Raw genomic sequence first — 12,784 nt, 5'->3', positions numbered from 1 at the left:
GCGAAGCTCCGTCGCGGAGACCCTGGGATCCATGCCGTGACCTCGAGCGAAGGGCGCAGCGGAGCCGAATTCTGCACCGTGGCAACGCCTTGATGTCACGGCATGGATCCTCGGGTCTGCGCCGCGTCGCTACGCTCCTTGCTCCGCCCGTGGATGACGAAACGATGGTCGCCACCCTCAAGTAATCACGCTCGGCTTGTTGCGGCCGGTGTGGCGCTTGATCCCCGCAATGTCGTCGGCGGCGGCGATGAGATCGGCGAGTGCCGCCTGCGTGTCGAGATCGTGCCTGGCCTTGTCCGGCTCGTAACGCTCGATGTAGACCCGCAGCGTCGCGCCCGACGTACCGGTGCCGGAGAGCCGGAAGACGACGCGAGAACCGCCTTCGAACAGGATTCTGATGCCCTGGTGCTCGCTGGTCGAGCCGTCGACCGGGTCGTGATAGGCGAAGTCATCGGCATTGGCGATCTTCAGGCCGTTCACGCTGGTGCCGGGCAGCGAACCGAGCTTGGCCCTGAGTTCGTCGACCAGCGCATTGGCGCGGTCGCTCTCGACCTCCTCATAATCGTGGCGCGAATAGTAGTTGCGCCCGTAAGTCGCCCAGTGCTCGGTGACGACCTGCTTGCAGCTTTCGCCGCGCGCGGCGAGGATGTTCAGCCACAACAGCACGGCCCACAAGCCGTCCTTCTCGCGCACGTGGTTGGACCCGGTGCCGGCGCTCTCCTCGCCGCAAATCGTCGCCATGCCGGCATCGAGCAGATTGCCGAAGAACTTCCAGCCGGTCGGCGTCTCATAGATGCCGATGCCGAGCTTTTCGGCGACGCGGTTGGCCGCGCCGCTGGTCGGCATAGAGCGCGCGATGCCTTTCAGCCCATCCTTGTAGCCCGGCGCCAGTTTGGCGTTGGCGGCAAGCATCGCAACCGAATCCGACGGGGTGACGAAAATGCCCTTGCCGATGATCAGATTGCGGTCGCCGTCGCCGTCGGAAGCGGCGCCGAAATCCGGCGCATTGGGCCCCATCATCTCGTCGTAGAGATGCTTGGCATGGACGAGGTTCGGATCCGGATGATGGCCGCCGAAATCCGGCAGCGGCTTGAAGTTGCGGCAGGTGCCGTTCGGCGCGCCAAGCCGGTTTTCGAGGATTTCCTTGGCGTAGGGGCCGGTCACCGCGTGCATGGCATCGAAGCGCATGCGGAAGCCCGATTTGAACAGTTTGCGCAGCGCGTCGAAATCGAACAGGCTCTCCATCAGCTCGGCATAATCGGTGACCGGATCGATGATCTCGACGGTCATGCCGGCGGCCTTGACTGTGCCGATCGTGTCGATGTCGATCGGATCGATGTCTGATGTCTTGAAGCTCGAAATCGCCTTGGTCTTGGCGAAGATCGCGTCGGTCAGCTTTTCCGGCGCCGGGCCGCCATTGCCGGCATTGTACTTGATGCCGAAATCCTCGTGCGGGCCGCCCGGATTATGGCTGGCCGACAGGATGATGCCGCCGAAGGTCTTGTATTTGCGGATGACATGCGAGGCGGCCGGCGTCGACAGGATGCCGCCCTGCCCGACCATCACCTTGCCGAAGCCGTTGGCCGCGGCCATGGCGATGGCCTTCTGGATGACCTCGCGGTTGTAGAAGCGGCCGTCGCCGCCGATCACCAGCGTCTTGCCCTTGAAGCCGTCGAGCGCGTCGAAGATCGACTGGATGAAGTTCTCGGCATAGTGCTCCTGCTGGAACACGGGCACCTTCTTGCGCAGGCCCGACGTGCCGGGCTTCTGGTCAGAATAGGGTTTGGTGGGGACGGTGCGTATCATGCTTCAGGCAACCCTTTTCGAAAGCAGCAGGCGATAGAGTTCAACATACTTTTCGGCGCTTCGATCCCACGACACATCCGTCTTCATGCCCTGGCGCTGGATGGTTTCGAAAGCCGAGGGATTGGCGTGAGCGTCGACCAGGCGGGCAATGGCGTGCAGCATCGCGCCGCCATTGTTGGGAGCGAACTGGAACCCTGTCGCCACGCCGGCCGCCATCGCCGCTTCGTTGGCGTCGATGATGGTGTCGGCGAGGCCGCCGGTACGGGCGACCACCGGCACGCAGCCGTAGCGCAGGCCGTAAAGCTGCGTCAGTCCGCAGGGTTCGAAGCGCGACGGGATGATGATGGCGTCGCAACCGCCCTGCATGGTGTGCGACAGCCCCTCGTCGTAGCCGACGACCACGCCGATGCGGCCACGGTGGCGCGCGGCGGCGGCGAGCAGCGCGCCTTCGAGGCCGGCGTCGCCCGAGCCCAGTATGGCGAGCCGCGCGCCGGTCGCGACGACACCGTCGATCACCGTCGCCAAAATATCCATGCCCTTCTGCCAGGTCAGCCGGCTGATGACGCAGACGATCGGGCTGTCGTCGCGATCGAGGCCGAAGCGCTCCTCCACGGCGGCCCTGTTGGGCGCCCGTGCCTTGAGCGTCGCGGCCGTATAGTTCGATACCAGATGGTTGTCCGTTTCCGGATCCCAGATAGCGGTGTCGATGCCGTTGACGATGCCATGGAGATCGCTGGAGCGCATGTTGATCAGGCCGTCGAGGCCCATGCCGAATTCCGGCGAGCGTATCTCCTGCGCATAGGTCGGGCTGACCGTGGTAATCGCCCAGGCGGCCTGCAGGCCGGCCTTGAGGAAGCCGACGCCGCCATAATATTCAACGCCGTCAAGCGCCATCGCCACCGCCGGCAGGCCGAGTTCGCCGAAGATGCCGGCGCCGAACTGGCCCTGGAAGGCGAGATTGTGGACGGTCATCATCGACGGGACGCCGACCGCCTTGCCATAGCGCATATAGGCAAGCGTCATCGCCGACTGCCAGTCATGGGCGTGGACGATGTCAGGCTGGTAGCCTGAGATGGCACCGCCGGCGATATCGGCGCCGACCTGGCTCAGCGCCGCGAAGCGCCGCCAATTGTCCGGCCAGTCCGCTCCCGAAGCATTACCGTAGGGGCCACCCGGGCGGTCGAACAAATGCGGCGCGTCGAGCACGAACAGGTCGAGCCCGGCAATCCGCACGGCGTGGACCGAAGCCTTGCCGCCCTGCAGCAGCGGATATTGGTAGACGGCCTTCTTTTTCTTGAAAGCATCCATCACAACGGGAAAGCCTGGAATGAGCGTGCGCATGGTCACGCCCTTGGCAGCGAGCGCGATTGGCAGAGCGCCGGTCACGTCGGCAAGCCCGCCGGTCTTGATCAGCGGAAAGATCTCGGGCGTGACCGACAGAACCTGCATGCGTCTATCCCGATCCTGTTCTGAGCAATTCCCGTGAGAAAACCGTTCTCACACTTTTCCTGGAATTGCTCTAGAGCCCGAGTTTGTTGATCATGTCCTGTGTGACCAGACAGATGCCTTTTTCCGAAACGCGGAAGCGCTTGGCGTCTAGCTCGGGATCCTCGCCGACCACCAGCCCCTCCGGTATCCTTACACCGTGGTCGATGACGACGCGCTTCAACTTTGCATTCCGGCCGACATGAACGTCGGGCAGCATGACGACCTCTTCCAGCGTCGAATAGGAATTGATGCGCGCGCCGGTGAAGATCAGGCTCCTCTTGAGCGAAGCGCCCGAGACGATGCAATCCCCCGAGACGAGCGAGGAAACGGCCGAACCGCGGCGACCATCCTCGTCATGGACGAATTTTGCCGGCGGCTTCAACTCGGCATAGGTCCAGATCGGCCAGTCGCGGTCGTAGAGGTCGAGTTCCGGCGTCACGTCGGTCAGGTCGATATTGGCCTCCCAATAGGCGTCGACCGTACCGACGTCGCGCCAGTAGGCTTCATTTTCCATCGTCGAGCGCACGCAGGACTTGGTGAAGCGGTGCGCGATCGCCTTACCATGCTGGACGATATAGGGGATGATGTCCTTGCCGAAATCGCGGCTCGAGCCCGGCTCGGCGGCGTCGCGGCGCAATTGCTCCATCAGGAACTTGGTCTTGAAGACGTAAATGCCCATCGAGGCCAAGGCGAAGTCAGGGTTGCCCGGAATACCGGGCGGATCGGCCGGCTTTTCGACGAAGGCGATGATATTGTCCTTGGCATCGACATGCATGACGCCGAAGCCTGTCGCCTCCATTCGCGGCACTTCGAGACAGCCGACGGTGACATCGGCGCTGGCGTCGACATGCTGGCGCAGCATCAGCTCGTAGTCCATCTTGTAGATGTGGTCGCCGGCGAGGATGACCATGTATTCCGGGCCATAGGCCTCGATGATGTCGATGTTCTGGTAGACGGCGTCGGCGGTGCCTTCATACCATTGCGTTTCCGAGACGCGCTGGCTGGCCGGCAGGATGTCGAAACTCTCGTTTCGTTCGGGCCGCAGGAAGTTCCAGCCGCGTTGGAGGTGGCGGATCAGCGAGTGCGCCTTGTACTGGGTGGCGACACCGAGACGGCGGATGCCGGAGTTTAGGGCGTTGGAGAGCGCGAAGTCGATGATGCGCGTCTTGCCGCCGAAATAGACCGCCGGCTTGGCGCGACGGTCGGTGAGTTCCTTGAGGCGGCTGCCACGGCCGCCTGCCAGTACGTAGGCCATGGCATCGCGCGCCAGCGGCTGGGTCCGTTTCAAGTCTGCCATTTCTACCCTCCCAAGTTACTCAGTCTCGTCATGTTGCCAGGCCCTGCCGGGCTTAGTCGGCAACGAGTTCAAGCATGATCGTCGATAGCGGCGGCAAAAGCATAGTTGCCGAGATGCTCTTGCCCTCCGCCCTTGCCTCGACCATGCCGCCATTGCCCATGCCGGAGCCGCCATATTCGGATGCGTCGGTATTGATGATCTCGCGCCACTTGCCGGCCTTCGGCAGCGGCACGCGATAATTGTCGCGCGGCACCGGCGTGAAGTTGGAGATGACGGCCACCGGACTGCCGCCCGGCGCGTTGCGCACCCAGGCAAAAACCGAATTCTGGCTGTCATCGACGATCAGCCAGGAAAACCCTTCCGGCTCGCAGTCACGGCCGTGCAGCGCCGGGCGCGACCGATAGAGATAGTTGAGATCGCGCACCGTCTGCCAGACGCCGCGATGCGGCCGGAAATCGAGCAGGTTCCAATCGAGCGCGCGCGCCTCGCTCCATTCGCGACGCTGGGCGAATTCCTGTCCCATGAACAAGAGCTTCTTGCCGGGATAGCCCCACATGAAGCCGTAATAGGCGCGCAAGGTCGCGAATTTCTGCCAATCGTCGCCGGCCATCTTGCCCAGCAGCGTGCCTTTGCCGTGCACAACCTCGTCATGCGAGAGCGGCAGCACGAAATTCTCCGAGAAGGCGTAGGTCAGCCCGAACGTCAGGTCGTTGTGGTGGTGCTTGCGGAAAATCGGCTCCTTGGCAAAATACTCCAGCGTGTCATGCATGAAGCCCATGTTCCACTTGAAGCCGAAGCCCAGCCCGCCTTCATGCACCGGCGCCGAGACCTTCGGCCATGAGGTCGATTCCTCGGCGATGGTCATGACGCCCGGATGATGACCATAGACCTCCTTGTTCATCTTCTGCAGGAAGGAGACGGCCTCGAGGTTCTCGCGGCCGCCCTTCTCGTTGGGGATCCATTCGCCGGCCTTGCGCGAATAATCGAGGTAGAGCATCGAGGCGACCGCATCGACGCGCAAACCGTCGACATGATATTTCTCGGCCCAGAACAGCGCATTGTTGACAAGGAACGACACCACCTCGCGGCGGCCGAAATTGTAGATCGCGGTGTTCCAGTCGGGATGGAAGCCCTTGCGCGGATCGGCATGTTCGTAGAGCGCGGTGCCGTCGAAATGGGCCAGGCCATGCGCGTCCACCGGAAAATGCGCCGGCACCCAGTCGAGAATGACACCAACGCCGGCGCGGTGCGCCCCGTCGACGAAACGCGCAAAACCGTCCGGGTCGCCGAACCGGGCCGACGGCGCATAAAGGCCGGTTGTCTGATAACCCCAGGACGGGTCATAGGGATGTTCGGAGATCGGCATGAATTCGATGTGGGTGAAGCCCGTCTCGACGACATAGGGGATCAGCCGGTCGGCCAGTTCGTCCCATGACAGGAAGGAGCCGTCGTCGCTGAGCTGCCAGGACCCGGCGTGGACTTCATAGATCGAGATGGCTTCGCGGCGGTGATCGGCGTTGCGCCAGAAATTACGATGCGCCTCGTCTCCCCACTGATGGGCCGGCGGCACGGCGACGACCGAGGCCGTGGCCGGACGCAGCTCGGACTTGAACGCGAACGGATCGGCCTTCAGCGGCAGCCTGACGCCATCGGGCCCGATGATTTCGTATTTGTAGGGCCGGCCGGCGCCGATGTCGGGAACGAACAGTTCCCATATGCCGGTGTCGCGGCGATCGCGCATCGTGTGGCGGCGGCCATCCCAGTCGTTGAAATCGCCGACCACCGAGACGCGTTTTGCATTGGGGGCCCAGACGGCGAAATGCACGCCGGTGGCGCCCTCGTGATCGATGACATGCGCGCCGAGCTTGTCGAACAGCCTGAGGTGCGACCCCTCGGCGATATAGTAATCGTCCATCGGCCCGAGCACAGGGCCGAACGAATAGGGATCGGTCAGCCACCAGTCGCCACCAGCATTGCGCGCGTGGTAGCGCAGCGGCTGCCGTTTCTTGATCGACAATTTGCCTTCGAAGAAGCCGGCATCGTCGCGCCTCGACAATGCACCGGCCTCGATGCCCGTCAGCGTATAGGCGGTGACAGTTTCGGCATGCGGAACGAAGCAACGGGCAAACAGGCTTTTGCCGACCTCATGGACCCCGAGGACAGCAAACGAATCTCCGTGCGTGCCGGCGACAATCGCCGCAACATCGCTGGCTGGCGCCAGTCCGTCCGGCCCGCTTGTCGCAGCGGTCGCGCGCGGCTTCCTCATCAGGCAGTGTCCCTCCCAGGGCACCAGGTGTTTGTTCTGGTGATGTGAGCCGGTATTCGACCCGCATCACCGGGACCACGTTGTTCGTGGCCTCATGCAATCACATCAGGCAGGCACGTTCCAGATTTCTTTCGCGTATTGGCGGATCGTGCGATCGGAGGAGAACCAGCCGACGCGCGCGACATTGCGGATTGCCCTGGCATACCAGTCCGGGCTGTTGCGCCAGACAGCGTCGACATCCCGCTGGGCGGCCGCATAGGCGTCGAAATCGGCGGCGACCATGAACCAGTCACTGTTATAGAGGCCGTCGATCAACTCGCGGTAGCGATTGGGATCATCGGGTGAGAAGACTCCCGAGGAAACAGCCGCCACCGCCTGCGCCAGTTCGGGGGAGCCCTCGATTACGGCGCGCGGATTGTAGCCACTGTTACGCCGCTCGGCGACCTCGGCCGTGGTCAGCCCGAAGATGAAGATGTTGTCGTCGCCGACGCATTCCTTGATCTCGACATTGGCGCCGTCGAGCGTGCCGATGGTCAACGCGCCGTTGAGCGCGAACTTCATATTGCCGGTGCCCGACGCCTCCATGCCCGCGGTCGAGATCTGCTCGGACAGGTCGGCGGCCGGCATCATGATTTCGGCCAGGCTGACATTGTAATTCGGCACGAACACCACCTTCAGCAAACCGCGAACCGCCGGATCGCCGTTGATCACCTTGGCGACATCGTTGGCGAGTTTGATGATCAGCTTGGCGTTGTGGTAGCTGGGCGCCGCCTTGCCGCCGAAGAATTTCACGCGCGGCATCCAGTCGCGTTCGGGGTGCGAGCGGATCTGGTCGTAAAGCGCGATCGCCTCGAGGATGTTGAGAAGCTGGCGCTTGTATTCGTGGATGCGCTTGACCTGGATGTCGAACAGCGCCGACGGGTCGACCTTGATGCCGAGCCGGTCGGCGACGAGATTGGCCAGTCGCGCCTTGTTCTGCCGCTTGACGCCCGCGAACTTCTCCCGGAACGCGCTGTCATCGGCAAAACCGTCGAGCCCTTTGATGGCGTCGATGTCGTCGAGAAAGCGGTCGCCGATCGCCTCGCGGGCAAGCGAGGTCAGTCCGGGGTTGCACTGGATCAGCCAGCGCCGCGGCGTGATGCCGTTGGTCTTGTTGTTGATGCGGTCGGGATAGAGCTTGTGCAGGTCGGCGAATACCGTTTCCTTCATAAGCTCGGTATGCAGCGCCGACACGCCATTGATCGAGTGCGAGCCGACAAAGGCAAGATTGCCCATGCGCACGCGGCGGTCGCCATTTTCCTGGATCAGCGAGATGCGGCTGATCTGCTCGCCCGAGAACTGGTTGGTGGCACGGGCCTCGAGCAGCACCTGTGCGTTGATGGCGTAGACGATCTGCATATGGCGCGGCAAAAGCCGTTCGAACAACGGCACCGGCCAGCTTTCCAGCGCCTCGGGAAGAAGCGTGTGGTTGGTATAACCAAAGGTGCGCTTGGTGACATCCCAGGCGAGATCGAAGTCCATGCCGTGGACATCCATCAACAGCCGCATCAGCTCGGGTACCGCGATCGCCGGATGGGTGTCGTTGAGATGGATCGCCGCCTTGTCGGGCAGCGATCTCAGGTCGCCATATTGGCTGAGATGCCGCTGCACGATGTCCTGCAGCGAGGCGGTGGAGAAGAAATACTCCTGCCGCAGCCTGAGCTCCTGCCCGGCCATATGGGAATCGGCGGGGTAAAGCACGCGCGACAGCGCGTCGGCCTTGTTGCTTTCGGCGAGCGCGCCGATGTGGTCGCCGGCATTGAACTTGTCGAGCAGGATCGGATCGATCGGCATGCCCGACCACAGCCGCAGCGTGTTGACGCGGTTTGCCCGCCAGCCGACGACAGGCGTGTCGTAGGCGACAGCCAGGACATGTTCGGTCGGCTTCCAGACATGGCGCTCGAGCCGGCCGTCCTTCGAGGTGATGGATTCCACCGAGCCACCGAAGCCGACCTCGAAGGAGCGTTCGCGCCGTTCGAATTCCCAGGGGTTGCCGTGATCGAGCCAGGTCTCCGGCAGTTCGACCTGCCAGCCTCCTTGAATCTCCTGGCGGAACATGCCGTTGGCGTAGCGGATGCCGTAACCATGCGCGGGAATGTCGACGGTCGCCATGCTTTCCATGAAGCAGGCGGCGAGCCGGCCAAGGCCGCCATTGCCGAGTGCCGCATCCGGTTCGAGCGCCGCGATGAGATCGAGGTCGACGCCGAGCGACGACAGCGCCGCGCGCATATTGTCCATCAGGCCGAGATTGGAAAAGGCATCGCGCATCAGGCGGCCGATGAGGAATTCCAGCGAAAGGTAATAAACGCGCTTTTCCTGCTGGTCGTAGGCTTCCTTGGTTGCCTGCATCCAGTGATCGACGATGCGGTCGCGCACGACCTTGATGGAGGCGGTCAGCCAATCATATTGCGTCGCGACGGTGGTGTCCTTGCCGACCCTGTATTTGAGGGCCATCAAGACTTCCCTTGCGAGCGTCTTCGGATCTGGATTTTCGAGTTGTGGCGGAAGGGGTTCGGATGTCATCGCGCGCGTCATGCTGCCTCTCGTGCCGTTGCCACGATCATACCGGCTTTCACCATTCAGCCCAGCCCATGTTACCGCATCGCAACATATGTTCAATCGATTTAGATGTACGGCCTCCAGCTTACCCTGCGGCAATTTGACAGTCAGGCGGCGAGCGCCGCCTCCGGAGGCGCCTTCGCGCCGGTCATGAAGGCGACCGCATCGGACATGGTATATTGCTTGGGGTCGATGACGGCGAGACGACGGCCGAGGCGATGGATGTGGATGCGGTCGGCCACTTCGAAGACATGCGGCATGTTGTGCGAGATCAGCACGATCGGCAGGCCGCGCTTCTTGACGTCGAGGATCAGTTCGAGCACGCGGCGGCTTTCCTTGACGCCAAGGGCGGCCGTCGGTTCGTCCATGATCACTACGCGGCTGCCGAAGGCAGCGGCGCGCGCCACCGCGACGCCCTGGCGCTGGCCGCCGGAGAGCGTCTCCACCGCCTGGCCGATGTTCTGGATGGTCATCAGGCCGAGTTCGGTGAGCTTGTCGCGGGCGCGCTTTTCCATCGCGGGACGGTCGAGCATGCGCAGCCATTGGCCGAGGAAGCCGGGTTTGCGGATTTCGCGGCCGAGGAACATGTTGTCGGCGATCGACAGTGCCGGCGAGAGCGCGAGGTTCTGGTAGACGGTCTCTATGCCGGCCTCGCGGGCTTCCATCGGCGACTTGAAGGAGACGGTTTTGCCTTCAAGCCGGATTTCGCCTTCGTCGGGCACGACAGCGCCTGAAATCGCCTTGATGAGCGACGACTTGCCGGCGCCGTTGTCGCCGATGACGGCGAGGATTTCACCGGGGTAGAGGTCGAAGTCGGCATTGTCGAGAGCGGTGACGCGGCCATAGCGCTTGACCAGACCACGCGCGGTGAGGATGGGCTCCTGGGTCATGCCGAAACCTTTCTGATCCATTGGTCGACAGCCACGGCGCCGATGATCAACACACCGGTCAGCAGCACTTTCCATTGCGGATCGGCGCCCAGCATGTTGAGGCCCATGGAGACGACGCCGACGATCATCGCGCCGAACAGCGTGCCCAGGATCGAGCCGCGCCCCCCGAAGAGGGAAATACCGCCGATCACCGTCGCGGTGATGGCCTGCAGGTTGTAGTCGGTGACGGCAGCCGACGGCGAGATCGAACCGTTGCGGCCAATGGAGACCCAGGCAGCGAAAGCGGCGATCAGCCCGGCAAGGGTGTAGACCGTCATCAGCACCTTCTTGGTCTGGATGCCCGATAGCTTTGCCGCCTCCTGATCATCGCCGACGGCGTAGACATGGCGGCCCCATGCGGTGTGATTGAGAACGTACCAGAGCAGCAGCACCAGCGCGACCATGGCGATGACACCAGCCGTCAGCACAGCGGTGCCGACCTTGAAGCTCAGAGCGAACAGATGCAGCAGCGGCGCCTGAGTGTCGACGTCGGTGTCACGGATCGTCTCATTGGCCGAATAGATGAAGTTCGTGGCCATGACGATGTTCCAGGTACCCAGCGTCACGATAAAGGGCGGCAGCTTCATGTAGGCGACCAACACCCCGTTGAGCAGCCCGCAGGCAGCACCGGCGGCAAGCCCGAGCGCCACGGCGATCACGCTCGGCAGACCGTAGCTGACGGCGCAATTGCCCATGATCACGGCCGAGATCACCATGATGACGCCAATCGACAGGTCGATGCCGGCGGTCAGGATGACCAGTGTCTGCGCAGCACCTAGAATGCCGACGATGGCAATCTGCTGCAGGATCAGCGTCAGCGTGTAGGACGAGAAGAAGCGTCCGCCAATGGTGATGCCGAAGATGATGATCGACAGGACCAGCACGATCAGCGGCACCGCCGCCGGCGTCGAATGCAGGAAATGCTGGATGCGCCTGACGGCCGATTTGTGTTCGTCGAATGCTGCAACGTTGGTGTCGCTGCCCGAGAGAACCTTCTCGAATTCCTGAGCTTGAGCCATGTTTCCTCCCCGTGAGGTGTCAGCCTAGCGCCGACGCCCGTCCACGCCTTTCCGGTCTGTTGCCGGGATTGTTCGCGGTCACGCGACCCATCGTCCACCCGAAGCGGCCGGGGATCAAGCCCCGACCGCTCGAGTTCAGTAAATTGCCGGTCAGACCGGCATCAGCCCCAGCACTTGGCGAGGCCTTCCTTGGTGTCGATGGACTTCACGCCTTTGGCCGGCTTGTCGGTCACAAGGTTGACGCCGGTGTCGAAGAAATTCTTGCCTTCGGTCGGCTTGGGCTTGGTGCCGTCCTTGGCAAAGGCGGCGATCGCCTGGATGCCGAGCGCCGCCATCTGCAGCGGGTACTGCTGCGACGTCGCGCCGATGACACCCTCTGTCACCGACTTCACGCCGGGGCAGCCGCCGTCGACGGAGACGATCAGCACCTGCTTTTCAAGGCCGACGGCCTTGAGCGCCTGGTAGGCGCCAACAGCGGCCGGCTCGTTGATGGTGTGGATGACATTGATGGTGTTGTCCTTCTGCAGAAGGTTCTCCATCGCCTTGCGGCCGCCTTCTTCGTTGCCGTTGGTGACGTCGTGGCCGACGATGCGCGGATCGGTCTCGTCGCCGATCTTGTTGGGATCCTTCACGTCGATGCCGTAGCCCATCATGAAGCCCTGGTCGCGCAGCACGTCCACGGTCGGCTGCGAGGGGGTCAGGTCGAGAAAGCCGATCTTGGCGTCCTTGGCCTTGTCGCCGAGCGTCGCGGCGGCCCAGGCGCCAATCAGCTTGCCGGCTTCGAGATTGTCGGTGGCGAAGGTTGCATCGGCGGCGTCGATCGGGTCGAGCGGCGTGTCGAGCGCGATCACCAGCAGGCCGGCGTCGCGCGCCTTCTTCACGGTCGGCACGATGCCCTTGGTGTCGGACGCGGTGATCAGGATGCCCTTGGCGCCGTCGGCGATGCAGCTTTCGATCGCGGCCACCTGGCTCTCGCTGTCACCGTCGATCTTGCCGGCATAGGTCTTGAGGTCGACGCCGAGTTCCTTGGCCTTGGCGGTCGCGCCCTCTTTCATCTTGACGAAGAAGGGATTGGTGTCGGTCTTGGTGATCAGGCAAGCGCCGACACCGGCGGCGGATGCGGACGAGGCAAACGCCACCAGGCCCAATGCAGCGGCGGCAAACACGGTCGATTTCAACAATTTTGTATTGGTCACGAGCTTCCTCCCAGTGGAACCATTCCGGATGCCGGCCAACCGGCATCTACGGCGCATCCAACGAATTTCTCCCAGCATGGACGCCCGTTCAACAGACACCAGACCGAGGGCTCTGTCAATAATTAAATCACTCTTATTTATTATTGACAGCCTTGCGTCCTTCACTCATTCTGGCCCAAAAGCAT

General features: G+C 62.8%; 8 protein-coding genes. All 8 read right to left on the bottom strand.

The genetic code is table 11. The annotated features are described in order from the left end of the window. Positions 1 to 177: 177 nt before the first annotated feature. The 8 genes from A3AU_RS0114670 to A3AU_RS0114635 all read right to left on the bottom strand — a co-directional run bounded on the left by A3AU_RS0114670 (position 178) and on the right by A3AU_RS0114635 (position 12,581). Positions 178 to 1,806, bottom strand: coding sequence for an alpha-D-glucose phosphate-specific phosphoglucomutase (locus A3AU_RS0114670; RefSeq protein ID WP_027053513.1), 1,629 nt, complete (start codon positions 1,804 to 1,806; stop codon positions 178 to 180). A gap of 3 nt (positions 1,807 to 1,809) precedes the next feature. After that, positions 1,810 to 3,255, bottom strand: a complete 1,446-nt coding sequence (gene glgA, locus A3AU_RS0114665) for a glycogen synthase GlgA (protein WP_027053512.1) — start codon at positions 3,253 to 3,255, stop codon at positions 1,810 to 1,812. Positions 3,256 to 3,325: 70 nt separating this feature from the next. Continuing rightward, entirely contained in the window at positions 3,326 to 4,591 is a 1,266-nt protein-coding gene (gene glgC / locus A3AU_RS0114660) for a glucose-1-phosphate adenylyltransferase (protein WP_027053511.1), read from the bottom strand. Positions 4,592 to 4,643: 52 nt separating this feature from the next. After that, positions 4,644 to 6,857, bottom strand: a complete 2,214-nt coding sequence (gene glgB, locus A3AU_RS0114655) for a 1,4-alpha-glucan branching protein GlgB (protein WP_027053510.1) — start codon at positions 6,855 to 6,857, stop codon at positions 4,644 to 4,646. A 105-nt stretch (positions 6,858 to 6,962) separates the two neighbouring features. Next, positions 6,963 to 9,431 carry a glycogen/starch/alpha-glucan phosphorylase gene (locus A3AU_RS0114650; protein WP_027053509.1) on the bottom strand — a complete coding sequence of 823 codons (2,469 nt, stop codon included), beginning with the start codon at positions 9,429 to 9,431 and terminating at the stop codon, positions 6,963 to 6,965. A 131-nt stretch (positions 9,432 to 9,562) separates the two neighbouring features. After that, positions 9,563 to 10,345 carry an ATP-binding cassette domain-containing protein gene (locus A3AU_RS0114645; protein WP_027053508.1) on the bottom strand — a complete coding sequence of 261 codons (783 nt, stop codon included), beginning with the start codon at positions 10,343 to 10,345 and terminating at the stop codon, positions 9,563 to 9,565. Then, the gene (locus A3AU_RS0114640; RefSeq protein WP_027053507.1) at positions 10,342 to 11,403 is read right to left on the bottom strand and encodes an ABC transporter permease; all 1,062 of its coding nucleotides are present in this window, start codon (positions 11,401 to 11,403) and stop codon (positions 10,342 to 10,344) included. The genes A3AU_RS0114645 and A3AU_RS0114640 overlap by 4 nt, the downstream gene beginning before the upstream one ends. A gap of 161 nt (positions 11,404 to 11,564) precedes the next feature. Further along, positions 11,565 to 12,581, bottom strand: coding sequence for a sugar ABC transporter substrate-binding protein (locus tag A3AU_RS0114635; RefSeq protein WP_027053506.1), 1,017 nt, complete (start codon positions 12,579 to 12,581; stop codon positions 11,565 to 11,567). Between the last annotated feature and the right edge of the window lie 203 nt (positions 12,582 to 12,784).

The sequence above is a fragment of the Mesorhizobium erdmanii USDA 3471 genome (assembly GCF_000472705.1).
GTDB lineage: Bacteria > Pseudomonadota > Alphaproteobacteria > Rhizobiales > Rhizobiaceae > Mesorhizobium > Mesorhizobium erdmanii.
The sequence above is the reverse complement of the archived record's forward strand: the minus strand, read 5'-3'. Positions and strand labels throughout refer to the sequence as shown.